We start from the raw sequence: 26,796 nt of genomic DNA on the forward strand, positions 1-26,796 counted from the left end.
TAAGAACAATTAATTGAGCCATTGTTCTGCCGATGCCTTTCTCGCGAAAAAAACGAGTGCGATTCCAATTACTATTACCACAATTGGCATTACCATTGCGCCAGGACCATAAACCTCAAAGCTATTGCTCATAAAGAAAGCATAAGACATTTGCCCCAATATGCCGACCAAAGAAATTATAAGTATGGGAACGGCCCACTTCTTTCGTAATAATAAGGCAACACTACCCAAAGCACCGCCCCAAACGGCTAGTGCGAACGCACCTGTAACCCATACGGGTTGGGATTCAATAAGCAAGCGTTCCGCCTCTGGCATTTTTCCAATATCCTCAGGAGTCATGAAAGCTTGAGCGAGATAAGCTACAACTCCCGATAAATTCCAAAGTAGCGCCAACACGCTAACGACCCAAAACCACGCCGGTGGTTTAATTCTTGTTTCAGTTGTCATAATTAATTGGTTTAGATTGTTTTACACGGTAAAGTACAAAAAAAGTGGTAATTGATATTTATTATGAGAATGCACCTATTTTTACCACAAATCTGTTTTTATGAGTAAAGAATACTTTAACTATATAGTGCGAATTCAATATCTCGGTTTTCGATATAGTGGATGGCAAATTCAACCGGGACAACGCACGGTCGAAGGTATGCTCATCAAGACATTGAAATTTATACTTCCGGATGTAGAAGTAAAAATTTTAGCTTCAGGTAGAACGGACGCCAAAGTATCGGCTCTGGATGCTGTATTTGAATTATTCGTTGCCGACAACCCCTTAACGAAATTGGAACAACTTTTAAAAACATTCAATGACAACCTTCCACCGGATATTCGGATAATGGAAATAAACCTAAAGGATTCCGATTTCAATATCATTCAACATGCCAAAAGAAAAGAGTATCTGTACCTATTTTCCTTTGGGGAGAAAAACCATCCATTTTGTGCGCCGTTTATGGCAAACGTAATAGACGAATTAAATATTGATGTAATGATAGAAGCCGCCACCTTATACGAGGGCGAACATAATTTCTCCTCCTATACCGCAAATTTGAAGCCCAATACCCAAGTGGTCAGACACATCGATACTTGCCGAATTGAAGAGAATACCATCCTGACGGCTAATTTCTTTCCAAAAAAGAGCTATGTTCTTAGAATAGTGGGAGCGGGATTCATGCGCTATCAGATTAGAATGATTATGGGAGCGCTACTGGAATTGGGCAAAGGCCATCTTACTTTAGACCAAATCAAAGATTCTCTCAATCCAGAAAAAGGTATAGTGCTAAACTCGATTGCCCCTGGCTCCGGACTCATCTTAAACAGTGTGAAATACACAAAGGGATAGGTATGGGTTTTAGTATATTTAAACAAATTTTTTAACAATGGCCAGAAAACGGAAACTTGCAATTCCTAAAATAAAGAGAAAAACCTCCCGTGTACAAGGAAAAATGGGAAAAGCCCCAGGTACCGTTAGTTACCTGGGCACTAAAGAAAAAACACCTAGTATCATCTATGCTACGGAGTATGACAGTGAAGGTTTCGAACTCACGGAACTTACCGATATTGGAGAGATAGTAAAACTCAAAAATACGGAGCGGACCGATTGGATAAACGTTGTTGGTATAACCGATGAACCGTTCATTGAGGAATTGGGAAAGGCCTTTGGCTTGAATCCTTTGGTCATGGAGGATGCCATTAATACAGAACAGCGCCCTAAAATAGATGAGTACGAAAACTACATTTTTGGGGTATTCCGGATGCTGTACTTAAATACGGACGATCAAATTGTTGGGGAACACATCGCCATGGTGCTTTTAGACAATTGTGTACTGGTCTTTCAAGAAGTAAGGGAAGATGTTTTTGACGGGGTACGAAACCGTATCCAGTCCAAGTTGGGAAGGATACGCTCCAGGGGTGCGGACTATTTATTTTTCGCCCTTTTGGACGCCATCATAGACAATTATTTCTTGGTTCTGGAGCAAATCAATCATAGGATAGAGGTGTTGGAGGAAGAGGTCTACTCCAATCCCAAGCCTGAGGTCGCACAGCGAATCCAACAATTAAAGAAAGAAGTCCTAAAAGTGAGACGTTGGATTTTTCCGGTCAAAGAACTCATTAGTCGACTTATAGATTCCGAACACCCATTAATTCAACAGGATACCAAGCTCTTTCTAAGGGATGCCTTGGACCATACCTTGGAAATCAATGAAAGTCTTCAAATTTATAGGGAAATGAGCATGAGCCTTATGGAAATGTACATGAGCAACATGAGTAATAAGATGAACGAGGTAATGAAGGTGCTTACCATTATGGCATCCATCTTTATTCCCTTAACCTTTATCGCCGGTATTTACGGGATGAACTTCGACCATATTCCAGAGCTTCATTGGGAGTATGGCTATTTCTACGTGTGGGGGCTGATGATTGCTTTGTTCTTGGGGATGTTAATTTATTTTAAGAAAAAGGATTGGCTTTAACATAATTTAAGTTAAATTAATTCCTCAAGGGTTAAACACCGTTAAACCGCTTGACTTTTCCGGTCTCATTGTTTAAAATTTAAAAGTTAGGATGAGGCAATTACACATAACCTACATCGGCATTTACCAAATTTGTGAATTTTCTTTTGACATGCCATAACACTCATCCTAACGATTTCAAATAATTTTTAATTATAAAAAACTAAGTATAAATGAACATCAAAAAAATTACACTATCACTAACGACTATTTGTTTAATTGCAGGAGTTTCCTTAGCGCAGGACAAATCGAGTGAAAGTTTAGAAATTACGACCGTAAAGACCTATAAAATAAATATGGGAGATGAAAGGGAGATGAGAACCGTAGAGGTAAACACAAATATAAATTCTGAACTAATGATGAAAGATTCAGATAAGGATAATGTAAACCAAGCAAGAGTTTTGGACAGTATGCCCAAGATAACCAAGACCGTGAAAATAGACAACGATAAGGATGATGCGTTTGACGAAAAAATAGTCTTTACGTACAATTCTAATACTCCCGAAGATTTCGTATTGGTCTCAAAAGATAAAAATCTGTTGGTGGCCATTGATAAAGGGGAAAACCTTGAAATTATTGAGGATATGACCTTGAAATCAAAAAATGAAGCAAATAATAAATCTACCTATATTTTTACCGATGAAAATGGAAAAGAGATTGAATTTTTGGTAGAAGAACATACTAATATGACCAATCAGTAAAAACCGAGTAAATAGCTAGCCGTAGATTAAAAAGACCTTTCTAAGGTCTTTTTTCTTTCTACATCTAATATATCTTGATTTTTCGTACATTGAAATCAGATGTTTTCTGATTTAAATTGGACATATATATTGACGCTTGTGGCGGTCATTTATCTTGTAATAAATATTTTAGTATATTTTTTGCAGGATTTTTTAATGTTCAAACCTGAGAAACTGGCCAAGGACTTTCAATTCTACTATGAGAATCAGGAAATTGAGGAATACAATATAGAGACCAGGGATGGAGCCATCATCAACGGGTTGCGATTTAAGACAAAGAATCCCAAAGGCGTTGTTTTCTACCTTAAGGGAAATTCCAAGAGCATAAAGGGGTGGGGTAAATTTGCGGTGGACTTTACCAGGCACGGATATGATGTTATAATGGTAGATTACCGTGGTTTTGGAAAGAGTACCGGAAGACGTACCCAAAAAGCCATAAAAAGGGACCTTCAGGTGGTTTACAACAAGATAAAGCATAATGTGGAAGAAAAGTATATCATTCTCTACGGACGTTCTTTGGGATCCGGCTTTGCCACCAAATTGGCTTCCATGAACCATCCGCGTATGCTCATACTGGATGCACCTTACTACAGTCTAAGTAAAGTAGCCAAAAAGTATGTTCCGTTCATGCCCTTGTCCTTATTGATTAAATTTCCAATGCCTACTTACAAATGGTTGAAATATGTGGAATGCCCCATCCATATCATCCATGGTACGGATGATCGCTTAATTCCCTATAAAACTAGCGTAAAGCTATCCCGTATTAAACCAAAATTAACGACGCTGCATACTGTCATTGGCGGAGGGCATAAAGATTTGAATACCTTTGAAGCCTACCACAAAATGTTAGCGGACATTATTACTTCACGACCAAAACCGGTAAATTTAGAGGGCTCCAGTATAGCTGTAAAACACTCCTCAAAAAGATCACATGCGTAGAGTTAAAAAAATCGGGATAGTTCTATTCGTAATCTATGTTTTGCTCTTAGGGGTCACCTATGCTTTCCAAGAAAAATTGATTTTCATTCCGCAGCAGATGCCGGCCAACCATACTTATGAGTTTTGTCAAGAATTTGAAGAATTTTGGTTAACTGCTGACGATGGGGCCAGATTGAACGCCGTGCATATTAAAAACGACTCACAAAAAGGTGTTATTCTATACTTTCATGGTAACTCCGGTAACATCTCCCATTTAACACACGTCGCCAACTTGGTTACCCGTTATGACTACGATGCCATTTTTGTGGATTACAGAACCTATGGAAAAAGTATGGGCAAAATGAGCGAGGCGGCCATAAAAAAGGATGCGCAGCTTTTTTACGACTATACTAAAAATCTGTACGATGAGCATAAAATTATCATTTACGGCCGCTCTTTTGGAACGGGAGTAGCGTCCGGTTTAGCTGCCAATAACGACCCCTACAAGCTTATTTTGGAATCCCCGTTTTATAGCGCCGTAGAGCTGGGAAAACATCGTTTCCCCATTTTTCCTATTGATCTATTATCTGAGTACCGCTTCCCCTCCTACAAATATGTACAGCAAGTAAAGTGCCCCATTTATGTTATTCATGGGACGGATGACAGCATCATACCCTTTGAACAGGCTGCAGACCTTTACGAGAAAATTCCCGAAGGCCAAGGCACGTTCTATACCGTAGAAGGCGGAGGACATAACTACTTACAAGATTTTAAGGCTTTTAATAAAGCAATGGACGAGGCTTTCAAATAGGGGCGAGGTTTTGTTATCGGGATTGTATTTGAAAAGTAGTGTGCTAAGAAGCGCTAAATTTCGGGTTTAGAACTGATCTTTATTTTTTTATTAATCTTTTATTTAATCACTTTAGCCGCTAATTTTTTTCTACGTTGTTGGCAAACGTTTTACTCATTTAAAAACTACAAATTGATGCCTGCAAAAAATTGGAATTGCGGTTGAGTTCCCCAATGCAACATCGAATATTGAGGTTCTATAAAACAATTAAATACGGTATTACCAATTTTAATTACTTTGCCTATTCCCAACGCCATCGGCACTGAATAGGATTCGTTTTCAAAATTAAAAAAGCAGGCAGGAGCTCCACGGAGGTACGTACCTATACCCAATTGCCAGAAATAAAATGGCTGAATGATGGTATTGTTTTGTTCTCACGATTATTTTCTCCAGCGATTGATGTTTGCCAAGTCACGAGGCCGCCTAATTGAAATTGAGGCGACTTAACTACAAATGCTACTAGTGCCAGCCCTGCTTGCCATTTCCCGGATCCCAATTCATCATTTGAAGCTGTAGGAGCTGTTATTATTGGCCCTATGCCAACAGTAGCAGTTGGCTTGGAAATAAAGTTGTACGTTAATAAGGCATTAATGTCTCCGAGACCATTTTCAGCATTAACACTACCCGTGCCATCTGGAAAAGCCACTGTGTTGAAGGGTGCCGATACTCTTAACAAAAGTCTGCCTCCAGAAAATGGTTTTGCAAAACGCAACCATGAAGTATTCAGATAAGCATCATTCGGTGCATCTGTGAGCTTTGGTATATAGTAATTGTGAATGTTGAAAGCAGTCATATTTGCCAACGGATTATTGGCTTGTGCCCCGCTTGAACGGCTTCTATCTTGTTCTTGAGCTACAAGGGATGTTAAAGAAGCCCCTAACAGTATCCAAACAAGTAGTAAATACTTCATAATTATTTGGAATATTATTACCGTAATATAAAAACTATAAATTAACCCGCAGCGAAATTGTATTTCCCTCGGTCCCAAAGCTATCACTATTTAAAAGGAAGACCTCTCTTATATATCCAAGCTTGATTTTTATGTCTTTTAAGTTTCTGGATATAAAGAGTGAAAATTCCCTTGAGTTTGAGTAGCGTTCCTGAGAAATTGGATCTTTTAGAAAATACCATTCAAATGATGGCAGCAAGCTCCAACTTTTGGAGCTGTCATTGTGCTTACTGAAGTTATAGGTAAGGGCTATTTTATACCGAGCTCTTAAATAATGCTGGTGTTTAGAAAGAAAAAAATTTCTCCACTCTCCAAGTATTCTTTGCTTTAGGCTTAAATTTTTTATCATTGGTGTAATTAATTGAAACCCAACTTTTGGTCTTAATTCATAAAAATTTCCAAGCTCTTGGTCAAATCGATAATAATTAACAATACCACCAAAAAGCATCCAGTTTGAATTTAGTTTTCTCTGTAAACCAATATCAATCCCAAGTCTGCGCCATTTGCTGTCTTGATAAGCATGCTTATAATTACCTTCTAAAATAACAGACAATCTGTTTTTAGAAAAAACCGCTTTTTCAAGACCAGCTTCGCTAAAAAATTCCTGCTGTGCAAAGCCTGTCAAACTGATGAAAAGGCAAAAAATCACTAATGAATTTTTCATAGCGCATGGAATGAAAGCGAAAACATTCAATTTTATCTAGACGAAAGATTGATATCCGATTTCTTAAAATCAAAGAAGCTAGCAAAGACTTCTAGCTGGTCAAGATCACCTTTGACAGTTCCTTTTCCATTATTTATGGCATCTTTTACTCGACCTTTCCCCAAGACGAAATCATAAACTACGCTGCTTGGAATATCAACCACTATATCCGAATTTTCAGGGATATATTCGTAGAAGGCTGCAATACCATTCCGCACGTGGAAACCATATTTCTCATTACGGTCTGTAATGTTAAATCCTATTTTAAAATCGGAGTCAATTGCCTTAGAGGCATCAATTTTTACTCTTAGGTTTTCCAGAATTGTTCCAATTCCGAATTGTTGAATTATGACCGGATTTGCAAAGTCAAAGGCACCAGACTTGTCCAGTGCACCATCAAGTTCCTTTGCTCCGGACAGCGCAAAATTCCTATAATAGATATTGGCCTGATCGTAACCCCAAGCCTGCATTGCTTTGGCTTTCACTTTTCGTGCGTCAGAATCTTCTGGATTAGACCGTGTTAAGTGAGTAGTAATTTCCATCGCCCATCCATAGTCTTCTGCGTCAATGGCTTGATTGGCAATTTTAAGGACATTTTCGCGTCCACCCATCGCCGAAACATAGAGTTCTGCCTTTCGCTTAAAAGAAGGGGTTGCAAGTTCTGTGGCGTCACCGGAATACCAACCCAAATAACCATTATAAACATTTCTGACAACGTGCTCCACACTACCGTAAAACTCCTGTAGCCATGGGTCGTTTTTGAGATTTTCAGGTAACTTCACCAGTTCTACTAATTCTTCCGGAGTTGCTCCCTGATTCATGTAGTAAATAGACTGGTCGTGGGTGAATTGAATGGCATCTCTATAGTTTTGGATTCGTTCTACGATAAATTCATTTCCAACCCATGATCTCATATGCGAATGGCTGTAACTATCACTCTGCTTGGCGTATTCCAATAGGTTGTCAACTCCTTTATACCACTTTACCAGGTCTCGGTATTTTGTTCCCCTTAACGTATAAAGGTTCGGAAACGATTCTCCTTGAACAGTCTCAGAACCGTGTACGTGCTTCAGGTCAGGAAAATAAACATCTATTTCGTCTTCTGCATCACCATAAGCTTCAAACAATACTATTTTTACTCCAGCAACTTCTGTTTCTAATGCACCTTTTACAATATCAGTAGGACGGTAAAAAGAAATTTTACCTCCAGCGAAGGTAGGACCTAAACCTGCATGTACGAGCCCCTTTTCATTCTGGCCTAAATAGGTTGCCCCCCGTAAGCCGTGCGCTCTGTAAGAATTGAACCAACCACACTGGCATCATTGGCCAGATACTCCATGAATTGATGATGGGCAAATATCTTAACTTCCCCATTGTTGACTTGCTCTTGAGTAACGCCCACTCCGGCAGAGCCAAATGAGTGATCAGGATGTCTGTGCGTATAAACCACAGCTTTTACAGGTAGTTGGATACTTGTTTCTTTCCTAAAATCACTTAGAATTCGCCCTGAAGCCTCGTCACTTTCTCCCGGATCTACCACAATCAATCCATTATCTCCCACTACAATTAAAGTAGATGTTAACTGCCAACCGGCCATTAAAAAGGCTTTATCCTTTACCGGTTCATAAATGGTTTTGGGCATTTGCTTACCAAAAGAAGTCATTCTATCGTTTATGAATTCACTGTCTTCTGTAATAGCATAGTTCTCAAACCGGGCACGAATGGGAGCCAGATTCTTCAATATTCCTTCATCGGCATAGGGTTCGATTTCCAATGGAACATTGTGGTCAATTACTTCAGGATCAAGCAAGCTACTGTTGAATGACTGTTTTTTTTGACATCCTGAAATTACCAGAATTAAGATTAAGAAAGTGAATTTTTTCATTTGATTTTTTTTAAATGTTTGCCAACGGCCTTGGTGATGAATTACATCGTTAGTTCAATACGTGTAGCGTTTCGTGTCGTTACGAAAATGTACAGAAGAATTGTTCCTCTGATGTGAGCGAAGCGACGGTCGAAATATACTATAAACATAGCAAAAAGGCTCGAAATCCTGATTAGGAAATAAACCGTTGTGAATTATAACTCTTGTTTAAGGTACTTGTTAATTTAAAACAGTTTTTAAATTAAGTAAAAAAGAGAAGTGATTTAACTTCTCCTTTTTTTGAAAAAAGCATCCTATTAGAATTCAAATAAGACCCCAATATTAAGGTTTCCCCAAGTGGCCGCATCTGATATATTTTCATAGGAAGCATTAATTTCTATAGCATCTGCTATGTCAATGCCGACTACAGGTCTAAAATAGAATCCTCCATCTAAACCATCAGAAATACCTAGTGCATATCCTGCATCAACTCCTCCTGATAAAATTCCAAATAATTTTAATCGTGCTGCTGCTGCTATTGGTAAAAATCGGGCATCCTCAAAATCTACATTTTGACCTAATACTTCAATCTCATCACCAAAGAAATTCCTGAATCCAGCGTTTAAACCAAATTCAATTGGTGCGTCAATATTAGTGAAGTAATAATATGAGTCTACCCCTAAAACAAAGGAAGTAAGATCTGATGCATCAGCGGCAGGTAACCCCAGAGAAGCCCCGATCTTAAATGTTTGGGCATTCATACTTGTCAATGACAATGTGGCGAATGAAATAATTAGTAGTAATTTTTTCATTTCTTCTTATTTAATGTTCACTTAAAAATTACAAAAAAAATAGAACATAGTTTTAAAGATGAAAAAGTCATTATAAGTTTTTAGAATTTTTATACTTGATTAGTATCTGAAATTTTGAGCTTTTTCAGGGTTGGTCTGAAATAAGTGAATTAGTACTAAAAGATTTAATTTTTAATCAACCCATTTAAGGAAAGTGATTCTGTCTTGTTTTTGTCCACGTTTTGGATATAAATCGGTTTCAATCGTCTATATCTGCCGATACTGAGGCAAGTTCAGCACTAGTAACGAATTTCGAAGTTTCCAAAATGCATTGCAAGTCTTTCCCACTAAGGTTTTTGAAAGTTTTTAGCAAAAAACACAGAACCCTCCGTCCAATTATATTGGACACCTCCCTTTAACTAAAGGGAGGAGCTAAACTCCCGCACTTTTTAAGCTCCCCTCTTAAATTTAATAGGGGAATGAATTCTTAACGAAGTGACGGAAGAAAGGGGAGTTCCGTTATACATATTGCCGTTTTGATTCCAGAACCCTCCGTCCAATTGTATTGGACACCTCCCTTTAACTAAAGGGAGGAGCTAAACTCCTGCAATTTTTTTAGCAACATAATAAATTTAAGAGGGGAATGAATTCCGAACGAAGTGATGGAAGAAAGGGGAGTTCTGTCATAGCTTTTGCTGTTTATTTCAAAAACCTCCGTCCAATTGTATTGGACACCTCCCTTTAACTAAAAGGAGGAGCTAAGCCCCAACACTTTTATAGCTACTTAATATGTTGAATGGGAAATGAATGTCAAACGATGTGACTTTGTAGTTGCGTTAATCAAACAAATCCGAGGATAGATAACGGTCACCACGGTCACAAACTATGGAAACGATAACACCGCTTTCCAGTTGTGCAGCCAGTCGAAGCGCTATCGTTGCTGCGCCACCACTGCTCATTCCAGAAAATATACCTTCTTCTTTGGCGAGCCTAATGGCCATTTCTTTAGCCTCCGCTTCGCTCACTTCCATGATCTGGTCTACCTTTTTTGCATCGAATATTTTAGGAAGGTACTCCTTAGGCCATTTACGTATACCGGGAATTTTGGCGTCATCGGTAGGCTGTACGCCAACTATCTGTACTTGGCTGTTCTTTTCCTTCAAATAGGTAGAGGTCCCCATGATGGTTCCCGTAGTTCCCATGGAAGAAACGAAATGGGTTATTTTACCTTCGGTGTCCTTCCAAATTTCAGGACCTGTAGTCTTGTAGTGGGCTTTCCAATTATCGTCATTAGCAAACTGGTTCACCATAACGTATCCCTCTTTTTCCACTTTGTTTTCAGCATAATCCCTAGCGCCTTCGATACCAACATCCGCAGAAGTGAGCGTAACCTTGGCGCCATAGGCCCGCATGGTCTGTACCCGCTCTTTGGTGGAGTTTTCCGGCATTACGAGTTCAATGTCAAGTCCGTAGATTCCCGCGATCATAGCAAGGGCAATTCCTGTATTGCCACTGGTTGCTTCAATCAATTTGTCTGAAGTTTTTATTTTACCGGTTTCCAGTCCGTTTTTAATCATATTATAGGCAGCCCTATCCTTTACACTTCCTCCGGGATTATGGCCTTCCATCTTAAAGTAAAGCCTCACATCGGGATTCGTATTTAGAACCCTAGATTCCACAAGGGGCGTGTTTCCGATTAAATCTAGAATACTCTTAGGCATCAGTAGTTGTTTTTATCTGAATTTCCGGGGTGTGGTACACCGTAGAATGGGGAGGTATGGAGGAAGTCAGCCAGGCATTACCGCCAATGACACTATTCGCACCAATTACCGTATCGCCACCTAGAATGGTAGCATTGGCATAAATGGTTACGTTATCCTCTATGGTCGGGTGCCGTTTGGTTTTCTGTAAATGTTTAGCCACGTACAATCCCCCTAGCGTTACGCCTTGGTATATTTTTACATCGTTCATTATGATTGCTGTTTCTCCAATAACCACCCCGGTCCCATGGTCTATATGAAAAGATTTACCGATTTGTGCCCCTGGGTTTATGTCCACGCCGGTTTGGCGGTGCGCATATTCCGTCATTAGTCTTGGGACCAAAGGAAATCCTACCTCATAGAGTTCATGTGCCAGCCTATAGATGGCAATGGCATAGAAACCGGGGTAAGCCATGTAAACTTCTTCAATGGATAGCGAAGCAGGGTCGCAATTCACCGTAGCCTCTGCATCCAAATTTAGGCTTTCCAATATACGGGGAAGCTTTTGTACATAATTTTCCCATATCTTTTTGCATGCCTTTTCACTGTCCCAACAAGCAAGGTCCACAAGATTATCAAATTGCTTTTCCAAGACTTCTAAATTATCGGAAACCGGGGTTTCTATATCAAAAAGGGTATAGAAAAGTAAATTGGTAAAGATTTCCGTATCCCTTTTCAACCGAAACCGAAGGTTGGGCTGCTTCTTGTGTTTATTGATGCGATCAATTATTTGTTGCTGTTTCATGGCTGTTGCTTACGTTCCCAAAATTAACCAATAAAACGTATTGCCTTTTAGGCAAATGGTTAACTTTAGCTTAAAATCACAAGAGCTAGGTCGTATGTTAAATCCAGTAATTACCAAAGAAACCCTTCAATTTTTAAATGAACTGAAAAAGAACAATACTAGAGAGTGGTTTACGGAACATAAAAAGACCTTTAAAGTACATGAAGCGAATGCCAAAGCCTTTTTTAACGGACTCTTGGAACGACTGAAATCCCACGATGAAATTGAAAAACTGAAAGTATTCCGGATTTATAGGGATGTACGCTTCTCCAAGGACAAAACACCTTATAAATTTAATTTTTCGGCTTCGTATTCACGTGCTGGAGCCCACCGACGCGGAGGATACTACGTTCATATACAACCCGAAGGAAGCTTTATAGCCACTGGTTTTTGGGCTCCGGAAAAGGAAGACCTTTTTAGGATTCGAAAAGAATGGGAGATAGATGCTTCCGAATTGCGCACCATAATCGACAAAAAAGAATTTAAATCCGTTTGGGGTGAAATGGCAGGGGAGGAGCTTAAAACTTCTCCCAAAGGGTTTAATAAAGAGGACCCAAATATTGATTTGATCCGCAAAAAGCAGTTCATCTTTGTAAAGAACTTTACGGATAAAGAAGTAATTGCGCCCGATTTCGCTGAAAAAATCAACGATGATTTTAAGGCCATAAGGCCCTATTTTGATCTGATGAGCTCCGTACTTACAACAAACCTGAACGGGGAGTCGCTTTTAGACTAAGGCCACTTTTTCAAAAAATTGGATTTGGTCCTGCAGCCTTTTAATAACCATATTCATCATCCGTTTGTTCAGTGCCGAAGAGTTCTGGATGTAAAGTTCGTACTCTTCCAGAGTAAACTGTCCGATGAGCATTCCCTTTAAAGAATTTCGGAATTTGATGTCTTTTTGGATGGCATTGGTGATGAAGTCCATCCGACTTTCCAGTTTCAACTCGTAAAAAGCATTTTTCGTTTTCACGATATAATTTTGGAAAGAGGCCAATAACAAATTGTTCTGCAATTTAAGAACCGGACGTAAGGTCATGTTCTGAAAATGCTCTTCGGAACTCATATGAGGAAGTATTTTAGCGGAAGGGATTTGGGGACGTATCTGAATCAACTTTTCGGATCGGTCGTTCATTTTATGTGGTTTTTATAAAGGTAAGGATTAAGAATGCCTAAGATTATAAGAAGGAGATTAGTTTTCAACGGGGTTATAAACAGGAATGATTAGTGAACTCAAAAGTTTTCAATAATTACCTACTTTTAAAGAAATAAGTAGCGTAGATGAAATTTGGAAAAGTAGAACAACCAGAGTTAATAGATTTTTCCTTGCCCAAGGACCATCCCGATACGGAAGTGGTTTTAAGGAGATTGGAAGATAAAAGTCCTTTTCACATACAAGTTGGATGTGCCAAATGGAACAAAAATGACCTTAAGAATTTTTATCCCAGAGGTACCAAAGATGAACTCGCTTATTATTCTACACAATTTAATTCTATAGAGCTCAATGCTACCTTTTATCGTATTTTTCCCGTGGAAACCTATCAAAAATGGAAGGAAAAGACACCTGAGAACTTTACGTTCTTTCCCAAGATAGTGCAAAATGTGAGTCATTTAAGGCGTTTGAACGATCACGCGTATCCTGTATTAGACCGCTACTTGGAGGTTACTACACAACTTGGCGATAAGCTTGGAACATTGTTTTTACAGATGCATAATAACTTTGCGCCTAAGGATTTGGATAGGGTAGTCCGTTTCGTTGAAAAATGGCCAAAGGAGCTTCGGTTGGCCATGGAATTTAGACATACGGATTGGTTCAATGATGAAAAAGTAGCACAGGAATTATACCATCTATTGGAGAAAAATGGTATTGCCAATATTTTGGTGGATACTGCTGGCAGAAGGGATATCATGCATATGCGTCTCACCAACAACGAAGCTTTCATTAGATTTGTGGGTGCGAATCATGAAAGTGACTATACGCGTTTGGATGAATGGGTGACACGAATTGGGGAATGGCAAGAACAAGGATTGAAAAAAGTGAATTTCTTTATTCACCAAAATATGGAACTAGAGTCGCCCTTACTTTCCGCGTATTTTATTAAGAAGCTTAACGAACGTTTTGATTTAGGACTTACGGTACCTAAAACATTAATCGATGCCCCATCTCCCTTTTAATAGCACATCCCCACTTCTACGAAGGTGTTTTTTGTATGATAGCGAGGTGACCTGGGACCAGCGATACAACAGGTTGAGCCCAAATAGAACATGGCCAATTGCTGTAACTTTTTGACGCTGGCTCCAACCGCTATTCCATCTTGCAGGGCAATGGTACCAACTGCCGGGCCTCCGATTATAGACAAATACCAAGTTTTATTATCGGTATCTAAAATGTCAATATTATAGCGTTCATTGCGAAAGGCCGGTAAGGAGGGGTTTTGCTTGTAAATCCATGGTCTAAGTACAATCAAATCTCCCGGAACATGCTGTACTCTCGTTATTTTACCTGAGATGGGGGCGTGAATGCGGTGATAGTTTTTGTTATGTAAAAAAACATTAGAAAATGAATAACCCGGGGGAATGGTACCTTGGGAGACCCCAAAAATAGTATGGATATTTCTTCTGTCCGATTTTACACATACGTCTTTGAATTCACCAACATTGCCCATATCACATAGCAATCCTTCACAGGGCCAGACCTCTGTATTCTTTGTTATTGGCAGCGTCTTGAATTCGCGAACAAAAAAGTCTTGAAAGCTATCAAAATCGGGTTTTCCAAAGGGTGGTTTAAACTTTTCCAAGTAATTTTTATTCCTATAATTGACTTGTACGTAGGGCCTAATTATAAATTTAGAAAAAGGCTTGTTGTACATATTAGCGTAAAAAGCGGAGAGCCTTTTTTGAATAGTGCTTGGAATGGAGCCCCATAAGTTAACGGATAGAAATTTATAAAAGTAGGCCCGCCAATGGGGTACCTTAAAAATATGAAAATAAGCGTCGTAAGAATAGTTGATTGATGAATCCATTCGTTGCGATTATAGTTAGATTGAATCCTTTTAAATTATCAAATTAAACAAATAGGAGCCGCATGTATTAAGAAAAGTTTATTATGAGCTTAACATACTTTATAATTTGACAAAACCGTAGGTTAAAACAGTCCAAGATGTAGATTCTATCGTATTTCATTATAATTTTGATATTAAATTATACTGCTATGAGATTTCATACAAGAAAATTAGTGAAGCCTGAAGACCTAAATTCCAACGGAACCCTTTTTGGCGGAAAAGTATTGGCTTGGATTGATGAAGAGGCCGCCCTATATACCATCATACAACTTGAAAACTCTAGAATTGTAACCAAGTACATCTCGGAAATTAATTTTATGAGTGCCGCCAAGCAAGGGGATATTGTTGAAATTGGTATGGATGTAGCGAAATTCGGGAAGACTTCGTTAACCCTGAACTGCGAAGTAAGGAATAAAATGAACCATGAAACTATCGTAACTGTGGACAATATTATCATGGTGAATTTAGGGGAGGACGGTAAACCCAGTCCACATGGCAAAACAAAAATTGAATTTGTTAAAGACCGACTAGCGGCAGCTGAATAAAAGCTTAGCTGATTTTACATCGTTTATGACAGGGTCTTGGCCACCGCCTGTACCTCATCTAGCACTCGTAAAAGGTTGCCACCCCACAATTTCTCTATTTCTTCTTGGGTATACCCACGTTTTATCAACTCTAAGGTCACGTTAAAGGTTTCCGAAGCATCCGACCATCCCTCGATGCCACCACCGCCGTCAAAATCTGAACTTATACCCACATGGTCTATACCAATAAGCTTTACCATGTAGTCTATATGGTCCACAAAATCGGACACATTTACCGCTTCTGGAGCATCTGACCTATCGGCCACGAGTTCTTTTCCGATATTGATTACCTTGGGATAGTTTTCCATAAAGGCCTCTTTCTGTTCGTCCGTCAAACTTCCAAATTGGGAACGCTCGTGCAATTGAATACCTAGGGAATCTGCAACTTCTTCGTAAATACCTTTCATATATGCCGCTCTGGCCTCGTGCTTTTCGGTATTTAAATAGGAACTAAAGGCGACTGTTTGTACTACGCCACCATTTTCTTTTACTAATTGTAATTGTTCGTCATCTAAATTTCTACTGTGATCGCAAAGTGCCCTCGCTGAGGAATGGGAGGCGATTAAAGGAGCTTTAGACAGCGTTATCATTTGTTTCATAGCCTCTTTTGAAGGATGTGAAATATCAATCATCATTCCAAGTCTATTCATCTCACTTACAGCATCTTTTCCTAAATCACTTAAACCATTGTGTAACCACACGGAATCCGCTTCTCCGGTATTGGAATCGCTAAATTGACTATGGCCATTGTGGGACAGGGAAATATATCTGGCACCCATTTCGTGATACTTCTTGAAATTGGATAAATTCTCACCAATGGGATAGGCATTTTCCACTCCGATCATGGCCACTTTTTTTCCCGAGGCAACGATTCTCCTAACATCATTTGAAGTAAGGGCAAGTTCTATTTGGTCCGGAGCAATCTCTTCGCAAAGTCTGTGGATCGCCTCAAACTTGGCCATGGCATTCTCTTTTGCTTTTTCATATCCGCTGGCGTTCAACGAATCCTGTCCGGTATACACGATCAACCATGAAACATCCAAGCCTCCTTCTTCCATCTTGGGAAGATTTACTTGGGTCTCTAAGCGTTGAGAGTAGTTGACGCTGTCCGTGAAATTTTTAACGTTGATATCGTTGTGCGTGTCAATGGTTATGACGCCATCATGAATTCTTTCGGCTATCGCCTCTGACGTTTCTACTGATTTTTTTCTTTTTCCGTACAGGAGAATAACGCGACAATACAGAAAATACAGACAAAATGCTTCATTGCTAATTATTTTATACCTACAAATAAAGGGTATTCACAACAAAAAAAGAAGGGTAGGGAACATTTACTTGCCAGCGCTAGGCGAAAGAGGGAATTTTAAAGGTATTTGAATTACTAAACCTAGCCTAAAAAGGAATTTAACTTATGTCCGTTATCAACACGAAAGACTTATTAAGCCAATTATCACAATTGGAAAGGTCCCTGAAAAAGTTCTCTTTTGAAGAATTAAGCGCTGAAGAAGCCAGCTCCTTGGGTTCGTCTTTTAAAGACTTTAAAGAACTGTTGGAAACTAAAATTTTCGACCCGAATGCACGGATAACAGAGGTGCAAAACGAAAAGAAATTAAGACAGCCGAAATTTACAAACGAACAATCCAACAATGCAGCGCATCTTATTGCTCATGTAAGTCATGAAATCCGCACCCCATTGAACGGGATAATCGGATTTGCCAATTTATTAAGTGAAGAGGAGTTAAGGCCTGGTCAACTCAAAAAAGTGGAGGCCATACAGTCTACCTCCTATGCGCTGATGGAGATTATCAATGAAGTACTAGAATATTCAAAGCTTACTTCTGGCGTAGATGATTTCAATGAAATCGATTTTAATTTTAAGGCTTTGGTACAGGATGTTATGTTTTTATGCCAAACTTTAATGTTGGACAAAAACGTGCATTTACAAGCCACAATAGACCCAGAAATACCACATACCTTACTTGGGGACCCTTCCAAGCTTTCTCAGATATTATTGAATCTAATGGGCAATGCGATAAAATTTGTAGAAAAGGGCCATATAAAATTGACCATTGACCTGAAGCAAAAAAAGGGTACGGCGTATGTTCTAAATTTTAAGGTGGCAGATACCGGTATCGGTATTTCCGAGCCCCAATTGAAAACCATTTTTGAGAGCTATAAACAGGCGGATACCAGTACATTCTCCAAATATGGTGGCTCTGGCCTTGGATTAAGCATAGTACGGGAGATAATTGAGAAACAAGGTGGTCACATAGAAGTCCAAAGCGAATTAGGGGTAGGCACAACATTCCAATTTACCATTCCTTTTAAAGTGGGGAATCACCTTAACATACCTAAAAAGGGTGCTAGCACCATAAATGTACAGAAGGGAAAGGAACTTTTACGAGGAACACGGTTTTTAGTCTTTGAGGATAATCTTCTTAACCAGCATCTGATTAGTGAGCAACTGAATAAATGGGGATGCAAGGTGCATGTTACCGCTGATGCCACAAAAGGTCTTAATATCCTTAAATCACATTCCGTCGATATTGTTCTAATGGATCTGAAGATGCCCGGTATGTCCGGTTTTGAGGTGACCGAAAAAATTAGACGTATTGACGACAGTCGAATAAAAACTATTCCCATCATTGCCATTAGCGCAGACTTTACGGCGCAGGATCAAGAAAGCTGTGTAACCTCTGGAATAGACGACTTTATCTTAAAGCCTTATACGCTGGATGAATTATTGCTAAAAATCCTGAAACAAAAGAGGGAAAAAATGCTTACTACAGAAAGCAAGGCCCTTTTAAAGAGAAAAACAATTGTCGTAAAGAGACCTATTGAAATTGATCTGGACAAAGTATACGAGGACTGTTTTGGTGAAATTGAGATTTTGTCCGAACTGATCAGGTTGTTTAAACAGAACGTCTTCGAATTTATCGGAGCCGTTAAAATAAACCTGAAGCACAATGATTTAAAAGAAGTTTCATTATCGGCTCACAAGCTCAAGGCCGGATTGGCAATGATGAACGCCAAACATTTACTTAATCTGATAATTGCCATAGAGGCTAGTTGTAAAAATAATGATGAAGTGGAAGTTGAGCGACTCTATCAAGAATTCTTGGATGCTTATCCAGGTAATGAAAAAGCAATAGACCGACAATTGACTGAATTAAAGAAAAAGATATAATGCGAAAACGGATTTTATTAGCAGATGATGATGAATTACTGGCTTCCTTATTAAATTTTAGATTGGAAAAAGGAGGTTATGATGTGCACCATTCCTGTAATGGGAAGGAAGTAAAGGAATATCTGGCTACAGAGATGCCGGATATTATCGTAAGTGACATTATGATGCCCTATTTCTCTGGGATTGAATTAATAGACTATGTAAGGAACGAACTATCGTCCAAAACCCCCATAATCATAATTTCTTCCGCAGGAAACGAAGAAAATGTTCTAAGCGCTTTTGATTTAGGCGCCAATGATTTTATTTCCAAACCGGTTAGCCCATCTGAACTATTGGTCCGTGTAGCGAGAGAGTTAAATAAAATATAATCTAATTTGTCAATAACCCCCAAGACATATAAGATAAATGCTTTGCTTAGTGCCCCAAAAATCGATACCGATTTGCTTTGGGGCCTTTCTGCTTTATTTGTCTTGTTGGCATTAATTTATTTCGTTTCCGTATTCTATTTCAGAAATAAGATTTCAAGGAAGGGACGTAAGGTGAAGGAGAAAAAGAAAGAGCTTTCTCCAATGATCAGTGAGTTTTTGTTCTATGACCAATCAGCTAACAAAAGTGAAAAGATGAACTATATCGATTTGAAAATACAAATACGGGAGTTGATCAAGAACGATTTTGACCGCAAGGTTTTAACGGAAGTCTTAATGGACCTTAGGAAAGATGTTTCCGGAAATACAAGAGATGAACTATTCCATATCTATCAGGATTTGGAACTGCATAAGGACGCTTACGAAAAGCTAAAGAGCTGGCGTTGGGAGGTGGTTTCTAAAGGCATATTTGAACTTACCCAAATGAACGTCGTAGAATCCTACGGACTCATCACTAAATTCATAAACGATAAACGACCAACCATAAGAAAACAGGCAGAATTGGCCGCCGTTACCCTAAAGGAAGAGGGTATTTCATTTTATCTGGACCATACAAAGTTTAAGATTTCGGAATGGCAGCAATTAAAATTATTGGATGTAGTTCGAAATAAGGAAGATTTCATTCCACCGCCCTTCCGCCTATGGCTTACCTCCAAGAACAACTACGTGGTCCTATTTGCCCTAAGGTTGATCAAACATTACAACCAGAATGATGCTAGTTCCTCTTTAATAGAATTGGTAAAACATAGAAATAGTCATATCAAGAAAGAAGCCATCCATTGCATACGTGAGTTTAATGTCACCGATGCCTTGCCTACAATGAAAGCAGTATTCCGAAAATGCAGTACGGATGTTAAGATGTCCATCTTGGATACGATAGCGCAAATTGGAAGTAAATCCGATGTCGATTTTCTTACGTCGGTTCAGCAAAAAGAATCTGGCTTCACCATTAAAAGCAAAGCTCTAAGCGCGCTCAACACTATTACACCCGAATCTATTTTACCGTCAAAAGATGTAGAGGAGACAGAGGATTGGGAAGTGGTCGAAAATATGCAAGAGCAAACAAAATCAAAGGAACTACCTACTGAAACTTTTGATGAAGTTAATGACAATATTGAAGAGGCCATAGCTATTGATAATTTGGAAGTGATTGCTGAAGTTGTAGATAATGCCCCGGTAGATAAAGAGATAACAAGTTCGGAATCAAATCTGCATGAAATTGACATGACTTTCTTGCCGATTGTGCTGGATGAGGAAAAGACGGAGTCCAGAACTCCAATCGCGTCAGAAATCGAGCCTAATGAAAAAACCACTTCATTCAATGACCTGGATGTTATCTCTGAGGAAATATGCATTGAAACAATTCCACCAACCATAAATATTGACTTTCTTCCATTGATTGTTGAACAAGAGGAGACCATAGTCCCCGAGCTTAGGGAGTATAAAATAGTCTACGAAGAAGTTTTGGATGTACCTCATTTCGATATTAGAACCGTAGATTTTGATAAAGACAAAGAAGATGATCAGACGGTACAAGATGACGTTCCAAGACCAATGTGTATTGCTGATATAGATGTTGCAAGTTTAGTTGAAATGGAGGTTGATTGCGAAGAAATAAGACCAGAACAGATTGGCGAAGAGCAAGTCATAGAGATAGATTGGTCAAACGCATTTTCTAACAAAGCGCCATTAGAAATTTCATCACTCATTGAAATGACTACTGAAGTCGAGATCAATGCCATTGAAAAAAATAAAAATGATTTAAACATACCTAGGGCAGCGTTTTACGAGAACGGAGTGTTAGAAACTATGGTCCTTCTGGAAAATATTTCGGAATTGGGTGACCACAGAGAAATACCGTTCTTGAAGCATTTATATGAGACCGAAAGTTCAATCGATGTTCGGGAAAGAATTTCAGAATTAATCGAACGTTTTAAAGAGGAATACCAAGGAATTGAATACTTCAAAATCACACAATTTGAGGCAGTGGATAGTGTTTTTAATGAGCTAATGGAAAGGGGCGATTTAGAATCCAAACTAATTCTATTACAAGAAATAATAGCGGTGGGTGATGAAAAGGAAATTCCCCTATTGCGGTTAATGATCCAATCTGATGATGCCATCATTCGTAAAAAAGCGACTTCTGCATTAAAAAAATTAATGGAACGCTTGGCATCTGAACATAGTCAGGAAATTGATAACAAAGCTGTAGGGAGCGGATTGGAACAGTCGGATATTTTTGAGGTAGATTTTGAACTACAAAAATCAAAACCACTGGCTAAAAGCAAATACGGATCGGCTAGCAGTGATACCAACGGTAATACACTGTTCGACCATCTGTGCTCCATGTCTAGCAAACTTTACGATAAATTTAATGGGTAGCGGAGTCTTTGATATCGTACTGGAGTACATAAACATCGTTTTTCTGGTGTTTACGGTGATCCTGTTTACCATGTTCACGGCCATGGGATACCTCTCCACCAGAAATTCTATCCATTACCGTAACAAGAATAGTTTTGGGGACATGTCCAAACTAATGGCATCACCTTTGGCACCCAGTATTACTATCATTGCACCTGCCTATAACGAAGGTATGACCATTGTGGAAAATATTCGTTCCCTAATGTCCTTGCGCTATGTGAACTATGAAGTAATGGTGGTTAATGACGGTAGTAAGGATGATACGCTTCAAAAAATGATTGACGCTTATGACCTCGTTAAGATAGAACAGGAAATTGATCCAGAATGGAGATCAAAACCCATACGTGGAATTTATAAATCACCGCATAAGGCATTTTCAAAATTAACGGTCATAGATAAGGAGAACGGGGGCAAGTCCGATGCATTGAATACCGGTATGGCACTTTCCACGAACCAATATGTGGGTTGTATAGATGTGGATTGTTTGCTTTTGCCCGATGCCTTGCTGCATGTGGTGAAATCGTTCTTTCAGCGGTCCGAGAAAAGAGTAATTGCCGTTGGTGGTGTTATTCGAGTGGCTAATTCATGCGTTATCCAGGGTGGACAATTGGAGGAAATCAGACTTCCAACGAACTGGTTGGCAAGGTTTCAGCTTTTGGAGTATACACGCAGCTTTATTCTAGGCCGTATGGCATGGGGAAGAATAGACAGCTTACTCATTATATCGGGAGCCTTTGGTTTTTTTGATCGTGAAATAGCTTTGGCCGTTGATGGCTATGACACCAATACTGTCGGTGAGGATATGGAAATCGTTTTTAAGATGAGACGGTACATGCACGAGCGGAAACTGCCCTACACCGTAGAATATATCCCAGACCCTTTATGTTGGACAGAGGTTCCGGAGGATACCAAAATCTTAATAAATCAGAGAGATCGTTGGGCTCGGGGTAACTTGGAAACATTGTACAAGCATAAGGACATGTTCTTTAACCCCAAGTTTGGACGTTTGGGAATGTTAAGTTACCCGTACTGGTTCTTTTATGAATGGTTGGCACCTATCCTGGAATTTTTCGGTTTTTTCACCATTATACTTTTTTACTGGCTAGGAATTTTGAATTGGGACTTTTTCGTGGCCATTACGGCCACCGTATATGTGTTTTCCATTATGTTCTCGTTCTATGCCATTCTATGGGACGTTTATTCATACAACGAATACAAAAAGACCAAGGACATACTTATACTTATGTTCTGCGCTATTATTGAACCCGTAACGTTCCATCCGCTAGTCGTGTGGTCCGCTATAAGGGGTAATTATAAAAAATTATTTAAGGTAAAATCCGGGTGGGGATCGCAGGTCCGCAAAGGATTTGCCAAGGCAACGTAGAGATGCACGAGATACAAGACATAAAAATTGACCCTAGGTCCAAGAAATTGAAGGATTTTATTCCTTTGGTTATTTCCTTCTTTTTGGGGTTGGTGGTTTTGTCCGTATATCAAAATACGTCATTATATTTTTCTGGGGTTCTGGATAGTATTGTGAACAAGAGTTTTTTTATCCTACTGTTGCATCATTTAGGGTTTGCATCGGTATGTGCACTATTCCTAGCTTTCCTTTTTAATATTTTAGAGAACTGGAGACCAGGCAAAGGATTTTTAACCGTAAAAATCATCATTGGCATACTCTTGCTTGTTGAGGTGGTTCTCGTTAATTATTACGTGAGGAACTATGAGGTACTTGGCGCCAATTTTTCGGGATGGTCAAGTTTAAGTGGGACAAGGAATTCATTTTTTCAGGTAATAGGCATCTTAACACTGTGCATACTGGTAACTCATTATAGTTACAAGTACATCACATCGTTTTACCGACTTATCAGTAGGATGTACCCATTTACAATCATATTATTCAGTCTATTTCTCGCTACCCTGTACTCTGAAAAAAAAGCTGTTAATGAAAATAAGACCCAACACCTATTGGAGCGCATTGGTAAAAATCTATTCGATACCAATGTTTATGAAGGTGATGCTGAATATCCGTTGTTAAAGGAGACCGACTATACGACTGACCTGCACAAATACTTCCATTTAAAATCGGACAGACCATCCATAAAGATAATCGTGGTAAACGGGTTGGGTAGTTCCTTTGTTAATGAAGGCGGTGCGTATATCAATTTTATGCCTTATCTGTCGTCCCTAAAAACAGAATCCCTCTATTGGAACAATTTCTTGAGCAATACAGGTGAAGACCATGGGGCATTACCCTCTATCGTTGGATCCTTACCTTTTGGTCAAAATGGGTTTACACATATAAATGAGCTGGTACACAGGAATACGTTATACAGTATTCTACAAAAAAATGGCTATCTGACATCCTTTGCCTATGGAGGCAATAGTGCACTTAATGCCTATGATAAATTTCTGTACGAGGAAGGGGTAGAGCAAATTTTGGACAAAAATGCTTTTGGTAAAGAATATACAATGCAAACTGAGGATGCAGCGGGTATTTCACTTGGATATCCGGATAAGCAACTTTTTAAAAAGTATCATTCGAATATGTCGTCAGATACCATTCCTAGTTTAGATGTTTTGGTAACCCTAAGTACCAAGGAGCCCTATCAAATACCGATGATGGAGCATTATTTGGAAAAGGTAGGGCTCAGCTTGTCAAATTCAAGATTTGGTGGGAGGACAAAACGAATAATCAATAAAAACGCAGCCCTATTTGCAAGCTTCCTATATACGGATGAGGCTATTGAAGAATTTATGGCCGCCGAGCAAAATCTTTCCAGTTATGACAATACGATTTACATCATCACAGGAAGTCATCATGCTACGGACCTACCACAGGAGAATACGCTCTCCCGTTACAGGGTCCCATTAATAATTTACAGCCCTCTACTAAAATCAGAGCAGGTTTTTAATGAAGTTGCTTCCCATGCGGACATCGTACCTACCTTACTTTCCTTGCTAGACAAGCAATACGGCATTGATGCACCAAAAGATGTGGCGTGGTTGGGTAGTGGTTTACAGGCACAAAAGAATCTCTTTAATAAAAAGCAAATCCCATTATTAAGAAGCACGAATAATATTCAGGATTATATCGATGGTTCTCATTTTTTAACGGACGGTGATGTATACGAGCTTGATCAAGATTTAAAATTTCTAGAGGCCGAAGAAGACAGTGAAATAGAGGCGATCAAAAAAAGTTTTGACCAGTTTAAGGCCATTAATGCCTATGTCACCACAGAAGATAAAATTCTCCCAAAGGATATTTCACTTATCACTTATACTGAAAATACGTTTACAAAGGAGCAAGAAATATGGATTCAGAGTGTGTTTAATGGACAAAACTTTGACGAAGCCTATGGTACGGCTCGTAGGCTGGCCCTGGATAATGATTGGAGCAGGTCTTTGTTGCTCTGCAAGTATATTTTAAGTGAAATCCCTAGACATGCCGACACAGAAATTTTAATGGGTAGACTCTATGCCTGGCAAGAAAACTATGAGAAATCCATATCGATTCTCGAAAAGGTTGTACAGAAATATCCAGACTATGAGGATGGTTATTGTGCGCTTTTGGATGCTTATTATTGGGCAGATAAGGATGAAAACGTCTTTTGGATAAAAGAATCTGTTGCAAAACATAAATTAACTCAGGACCTTTTAACGGAGAAGATTGAACGTTCGTTGCAAAAGGTTCAAGAAAAAAGAACCCAAGAATTACAAGAAGCTGTGAAAGAGGATAAAGGTGCAGTGGTCAAAAACAATACGAAATGAATCCTAGAAAAATAGTTTCCTTATTATTGATTTTCTGGATGTGCATTTCCAATGCCCAAGAAATAGCCTATTCTGGAGATCCAGATGCTTCCTTTCTTGCCGCACGAGATTTGGCATTTGCGGGAGAGCGGCAAATTGCCAGGGATACCTTAAGGCAAATTCTTGCTGTATATCCGGAGTATACGGATGTTCGGTGTCTTTTGGCCAAGACCTATAGTTGGGACAACGAATTTGAAGAGGCCCGCCTGCAGTTCAACAGAATTACAAGTGAAGACAAGAATAATAAGGATGTTTGGATTGGAGCCATAAAGAACGAACAATATGCAAAAAACTTCCATATTGCCCTAGGGCTTTGCAATAAGGCACTCATCTATTTAGAGGACGATTCCGAGCTTTTGAACTTAAAAGCTCAAATCTTAGAACAAATAGAGGCCCAACAACTACTTCAAAATGTTTTGAAGGAAACCAAAATTGAGGACCCAACGACCCAAGCCATAACCCTCTACACTCAAGGTGAGGTTTTTGACGAGCAGCTAGACCCAATGTATTACGGGGCACTAGAGTACAAAAAAGAAGCGAGTTGGGGCGTGTTGATTCCGAGATTAAATTTCAACCGTCGCTTCAATATCAACGGAGTACAGGCAGAGGTGGATGCATATCCGAGGTTTAATAAAACCCTTAGTGGCTACATAAATTATGGTTATTCCGCCTCTCAGATATTTCCCCGTCATAGAATAGGAGGGGAGGTCCTAAAGGAACTGCCTAAGGCAATGGAAGTATCTTTAGGATTTAGGCATTTGTCCTTTGATACCGATGATGCTACTATCCTCACGGGTACGTTTGGAATTTATAGGGGTAATTACTACGCAGTAGTACGACCCTACATTATACCGGATAGTAGAAAAGGTTTAGGGGTTTCCGGAAATTTGTTGGTGAGACGTTATTTAAAAGACGGAAATAATTTTCTAGGTATGAATTTGGTCTATGGTTTTGATACAGAACTCAACCAGTTTATTGTAGATGGGGAACTACTGGCGGAGACGCTGCTTTATTTGGAGGCACAACGATTTAGGTTGGAGTATCAATTCAGTAATGGTGACGGAAACAACCTTTATAAGGCCAATATAGGCGTCAACCGGCAAGAACTTGCATTTAGCTCCGGTAACTTCTTTTTATCGGTTACCGCTGGACTGGCGTATTCCATTAAATTCCGTTGAAATATTAACAAATCTGGCTAACGGAATTCACGGGAAGCCTTTGAAACAGTAGGTTCTTGATTATTTTATAGCTTAACCTCCAACTTTTTACATTTTTACAACAAAAATTAATGGGTACACCACAATTAATTGTGACGACTTTACCTTTTAAGTACATTCACAATGTAAAATTATATGACCCAAATCATATTAAAACCATAATAAATGCTTTACGATACCTACGGAGAAGAGTACTTGGTATTCCTTCAAGATTTAAA

The 26,796-nt window shown here is 39.1% G+C and carries 25 protein-coding genes; 14 read left to right on the forward strand and 11 right to left on the reverse strand.

The features are described 5' to 3' along the window. Positions 1-9: 9 nt before the first annotated feature. On the reverse strand, positions 10-447 hold the full coding sequence (locus N8A89_RS16475; protein ID WP_281543207.1) for a hypothetical protein: 438 nt from the start codon (positions 445-447) through the stop codon (positions 10-12). A 100-nt stretch (positions 448-547) separates the two neighbouring features. Here N8A89_RS16475 and truA point away from each other — a divergent pair, with 100 nt between their 5' ends. The 5 genes from truA (at position 548) to N8A89_RS16500 (ending at position 4,979) form a co-directional block, all read left to right on the forward strand. Continuing rightward, positions 548-1,339 carry a tRNA pseudouridine(38-40) synthase TruA gene (gene truA / locus N8A89_RS16480; RefSeq protein WP_281543208.1) on the forward strand — a complete coding sequence of 264 codons (792 nt, stop codon included), beginning with the start codon at positions 548-550 and terminating at the stop codon, positions 1,337-1,339. Positions 1,340-1,376: 37 nt separating this feature from the next. Further along, positions 1,377-2,471 carry a magnesium/cobalt transporter CorA gene (gene corA / locus N8A89_RS16485; protein ID WP_281543209.1) on the forward strand — a complete coding sequence of 365 codons (1,095 nt, stop codon included), beginning with the start codon at positions 1,377-1,379 and terminating at the stop codon, positions 2,469-2,471. A gap of 212 nt (positions 2,472-2,683) precedes the next feature. Beyond that, the gene (locus N8A89_RS16490; RefSeq protein WP_281543210.1) at positions 2,684-3,211 is read left to right on the forward strand and encodes a hypothetical protein; all 528 of its coding nucleotides are present in this window, start codon (positions 2,684-2,686) and stop codon (positions 3,209-3,211) included. Between the two features lie 99 nt (positions 3,212-3,310). Beyond that, on the forward strand, positions 3,311-4,189 hold the full coding sequence (locus N8A89_RS16495; RefSeq protein WP_281543211.1) for an alpha/beta hydrolase: 879 nt from the start codon (positions 3,311-3,313) through the stop codon (positions 4,187-4,189). Further along, a complete protein-coding gene (locus N8A89_RS16500; RefSeq protein WP_281543212.1) occupies positions 4,182-4,979 on the forward strand; it encodes an alpha/beta hydrolase in 798 nt (265 codons plus the stop codon). Before N8A89_RS16495 ends, N8A89_RS16500 begins: the two co-directional genes overlap by 8 nt. Positions 4,980-5,340: 361 nt before the next feature. Here the strand turns inward: N8A89_RS16500 and N8A89_RS16505 are convergent, their stop codons facing one another. The 7 genes from N8A89_RS16505 to epsC form a co-directional block, all read right to left on the reverse strand. Continuing rightward, a complete protein-coding gene (locus tag N8A89_RS16505) occupies positions 5,341-5,928 on the reverse strand; it encodes a hypothetical protein (RefSeq protein WP_281543213.1) in 588 nt (195 codons plus the stop codon). Positions 5,929-5,962: 34 nt separating this feature from the next. Next, on the reverse strand, positions 5,963-6,631 hold the full coding sequence (locus N8A89_RS16510; protein ID WP_289644623.1) for a DUF2490 domain-containing protein: 669 nt from the start codon (positions 6,629-6,631) through the stop codon (positions 5,963-5,965). A gap of 32 nt (positions 6,632-6,663) precedes the next feature. Next, the gene (locus tag N8A89_RS16515) at positions 6,664-7,797 is read right to left on the reverse strand and encodes an alkyl sulfatase dimerization domain-containing protein (RefSeq protein WP_281543215.1); all 1,134 of its coding nucleotides are present in this window, start codon (positions 7,795-7,797) and stop codon (positions 6,664-6,666) included. A 131-nt stretch (positions 7,798-7,928) separates the two neighbouring features. Then, entirely contained in the window at positions 7,929-8,555 is a 627-nt protein-coding gene (locus tag N8A89_RS16520) for an MBL fold metallo-hydrolase (protein ID WP_281543216.1), read from the reverse strand. Positions 8,556-8,851: 296 nt separating this feature from the next. Then, positions 8,852-9,346, reverse strand: a complete 495-nt coding sequence (locus tag N8A89_RS16525; RefSeq protein WP_281543217.1) for a hypothetical protein — start codon at positions 9,344-9,346, stop codon at positions 8,852-8,854. A gap of 815 nt (positions 9,347-10,161) precedes the next feature. Then, the gene (cysM, locus tag N8A89_RS16530; RefSeq protein WP_281543218.1) at positions 10,162-11,046 is read right to left on the reverse strand and encodes a cysteine synthase CysM; all 885 of its coding nucleotides are present in this window, start codon (positions 11,044-11,046) and stop codon (positions 10,162-10,164) included. Then, positions 11,039-11,830 carry a serine O-acetyltransferase EpsC gene (gene epsC, locus N8A89_RS16535; RefSeq protein WP_281543219.1) on the reverse strand — a complete coding sequence of 264 codons (792 nt, stop codon included), beginning with the start codon at positions 11,828-11,830 and terminating at the stop codon, positions 11,039-11,041. Before epsC ends, cysM begins: the two co-directional genes overlap by 8 nt. A 94-nt stretch (positions 11,831-11,924) precedes the next feature. Here epsC and N8A89_RS16540 point away from each other — a divergent pair, with 94 nt between their 5' ends. Next, positions 11,925-12,605 carry a DUF2461 domain-containing protein gene (locus N8A89_RS16540; protein ID WP_281543220.1) on the forward strand — a complete coding sequence of 227 codons (681 nt, stop codon included), beginning with the start codon at positions 11,925-11,927 and terminating at the stop codon, positions 12,603-12,605. Here N8A89_RS16540 and N8A89_RS16545 read toward each other — a convergent pair. Continuing rightward, on the reverse strand, positions 12,597-13,004 hold the full coding sequence (locus N8A89_RS16545; RefSeq protein WP_281543221.1) for a glyoxalase: 408 nt from the start codon (positions 13,002-13,004) through the stop codon (positions 12,597-12,599). The genes N8A89_RS16540 and N8A89_RS16545 overlap by 9 nt on opposite strands. 146 nt (positions 13,005-13,150) lie before the next feature. Here N8A89_RS16545 and N8A89_RS16550 point away from each other — a divergent pair, with 146 nt between their 5' ends. Next, on the forward strand, positions 13,151-14,044 hold the full coding sequence (locus N8A89_RS16550) for a DUF72 domain-containing protein (RefSeq protein WP_281543222.1): 894 nt from the start codon (positions 13,151-13,153) through the stop codon (positions 14,042-14,044). Here the strand turns inward: N8A89_RS16550 and N8A89_RS16555 are convergent. Then, the gene (locus tag N8A89_RS16555; protein WP_281543223.1) at positions 14,041-14,892 is read right to left on the reverse strand and encodes a phosphatidylserine decarboxylase; all 852 of its coding nucleotides are present in this window, start codon (positions 14,890-14,892) and stop codon (positions 14,041-14,043) included. The two genes, N8A89_RS16550 and N8A89_RS16555, sit on opposite strands and share 4 nt — an antisense overlap. A gap of 188 nt (positions 14,893-15,080) precedes the next feature. Between N8A89_RS16555 and N8A89_RS16560 the strand changes: the two genes are divergently transcribed. Next, positions 15,081-15,476 (forward strand): acyl-CoA thioesterase, encoded by a 396-nt coding sequence (locus tag N8A89_RS16560; protein ID WP_281543224.1) that lies wholly within the window; start codon positions 15,081-15,083, stop codon positions 15,474-15,476. A 23-nt stretch (positions 15,477-15,499) separates the two neighbouring features. On the opposite strand, the gene N8A89_RS16565 is transcribed toward N8A89_RS16560, so the two are convergent. Beyond that, complete coding sequence (locus N8A89_RS16565; protein ID WP_289645570.1) at positions 15,500-16,744, reverse strand: dipeptidase; 1,245 nt, start codon at positions 16,742-16,744, stop codon at positions 15,500-15,502. A 182-nt stretch (positions 16,745-16,926) separates the two neighbouring features. Here N8A89_RS16565 and N8A89_RS16570 point away from each other — a divergent pair, with 182 nt between their 5' ends. The 6 genes from N8A89_RS16570 to N8A89_RS16595 are packed head-to-tail and all read left to right on the forward strand — an operon-like array spanning position 16,927 to position 26,539. Beyond that, complete coding sequence (locus tag N8A89_RS16570; protein ID WP_281543225.1) at positions 16,927-18,702, forward strand: ATP-binding protein; 1,776 nt, start codon at positions 16,927-16,929, stop codon at positions 18,700-18,702. Further along, complete coding sequence (locus N8A89_RS16575) at positions 18,702-19,070, forward strand: response regulator transcription factor (protein WP_430682034.1); 369 nt, start codon at positions 18,702-18,704, stop codon at positions 19,068-19,070. Before N8A89_RS16570 ends, N8A89_RS16575 begins: the two co-directional genes overlap by 1 nt. Positions 19,071-19,076: 6 nt before the next feature. Beyond that, positions 19,077-21,509 carry a HEAT repeat domain-containing protein gene (locus tag N8A89_RS16580; protein ID WP_289644624.1) on the forward strand — a complete coding sequence of 811 codons (2,433 nt, stop codon included), beginning with the start codon at positions 19,077-19,079 and terminating at the stop codon, positions 21,507-21,509. Next, the gene (locus N8A89_RS16585; RefSeq protein ID WP_281543227.1) at positions 21,502-22,932 is read left to right on the forward strand and encodes a glycosyltransferase family 2 protein; all 1,431 of its coding nucleotides are present in this window, start codon (positions 21,502-21,504) and stop codon (positions 22,930-22,932) included. Before N8A89_RS16580 ends, N8A89_RS16585 begins: the two co-directional genes overlap by 8 nt. 2 nt (positions 22,933-22,934) lie before the next feature. After that, complete coding sequence (locus tag N8A89_RS16590; protein WP_281543228.1) at positions 22,935-25,322, forward strand: sulfatase-like hydrolase/transferase; 2,388 nt, start codon at positions 22,935-22,937, stop codon at positions 25,320-25,322. Then, positions 25,319-26,539 (forward strand): YaiO family outer membrane beta-barrel protein, encoded by a 1,221-nt coding sequence (locus N8A89_RS16595; RefSeq protein ID WP_281543229.1) that lies wholly within the window; start codon positions 25,319-25,321, stop codon positions 26,537-26,539. The genes N8A89_RS16590 and N8A89_RS16595 overlap by 4 nt, the downstream gene beginning before the upstream one ends. Positions 26,540-26,796: the final 257 nt, after the last annotated feature.

The organism is Maribacter aestuarii, from assembly GCF_027474845.2.
GTDB classification, from domain to species: Bacteria; Bacteroidota; Bacteroidia; order Flavobacteriales; family Flavobacteriaceae; genus Maribacter; species Maribacter aestuarii.

Coding starts and splice junctions, on each gene's coding strand:
- N8A89_RS16560 (WP_281543224.1), top strand. CDS start 15,081: ATGAGATTTCATACAAGAAAATTAGTGAAGCCTGAAGACCTAAATTCC.
- truA (WP_281543208.1), top strand. CDS start 548: ATGAGTAAAGAATACTTTAACTATATAGTGCGAATTCAATATCTCGGT.
- N8A89_RS16555 (WP_281543223.1), bottom strand. CDS start 14,892: ATGGATTCATCAATCAACTATTCTTACGACGCTTATTTTCATATTTTT.
- N8A89_RS16505 (WP_281543213.1), bottom strand. CDS start 5,928: ATGAAGTATTTACTACTTGTTTGGATACTGTTAGGGGCTTCTTTAACA.
- N8A89_RS16590 (WP_281543228.1), top strand. CDS start 22,935: ATGCACGAGATACAAGACATAAAAATTGACCCTAGGTCCAAGAAATTG.
- cysM (WP_281543218.1), bottom strand. CDS start 11,046: ATGCCTAAGAGTATTCTAGATTTAATCGGAAACACGCCCCTTGTGGAA.
- N8A89_RS16510 (WP_289644623.1), bottom strand. CDS start 6,631: ATGAAAAATTCATTAGTGATTTTTTGCCTTTTCATCAGTTTGACAGGC.
- N8A89_RS16520 (WP_281543216.1), bottom strand. CDS start 8,555: ATGAAAAAATTCACTTTCTTAATCTTAATTCTGGTAATTTCAGGATGT.
- N8A89_RS16475 (WP_281543207.1), bottom strand. CDS start 447: ATGACAACTGAAACAAGAATTAAACCACCGGCGTGGTTTTGGGTCGTT.
- epsC (WP_281543219.1), bottom strand. CDS start 11,830: ATGAAACAGCAACAAATAATTGATCGCATCAATAAACACAAGAAGCAG.
- N8A89_RS16575 (WP_430682034.1), top strand. CDS start 18,702: ATGCGAAAACGGATTTTATTAGCAGATGATGATGAATTACTGGCTTCC.
- N8A89_RS16495 (WP_281543211.1), top strand. CDS start 3,311: ATGTTTTCTGATTTAAATTGGACATATATATTGACGCTTGTGGCGGTC.
- N8A89_RS16500 (WP_281543212.1), top strand. CDS start 4,182: ATGCGTAGAGTTAAAAAAATCGGGATAGTTCTATTCGTAATCTATGTT.
- N8A89_RS16550 (WP_281543222.1), top strand. CDS start 13,151: ATGAAATTTGGAAAAGTAGAACAACCAGAGTTAATAGATTTTTCCTTG.
- N8A89_RS16540 (WP_281543220.1), top strand. CDS start 11,925: ATGTTAAATCCAGTAATTACCAAAGAAACCCTTCAATTTTTAAATGAA.
- N8A89_RS16585 (WP_281543227.1), top strand. CDS start 21,502: ATGGGTAGCGGAGTCTTTGATATCGTACTGGAGTACATAAACATCGTT.
- N8A89_RS16490 (WP_281543210.1), top strand. CDS start 2,684: ATGAACATCAAAAAAATTACACTATCACTAACGACTATTTGTTTAATT.
- corA (WP_281543209.1), top strand. CDS start 1,377: ATGGCCAGAAAACGGAAACTTGCAATTCCTAAAATAAAGAGAAAAACC.
- N8A89_RS16545 (WP_281543221.1), bottom strand. CDS start 13,004: ATGAACGACCGATCCGAAAAGTTGATTCAGATACGTCCCCAAATCCCT.
- N8A89_RS16525 (WP_281543217.1), bottom strand. CDS start 9,346: ATGAAAAAATTACTACTAATTATTTCATTCGCCACATTGTCATTGACA.
- N8A89_RS16595 (WP_281543229.1), top strand. CDS start 25,319: ATGAATCCTAGAAAAATAGTTTCCTTATTATTGATTTTCTGGATGTGC.
- N8A89_RS16570 (WP_281543225.1), top strand. CDS start 16,927: ATGTCCGTTATCAACACGAAAGACTTATTAAGCCAATTATCACAATTG.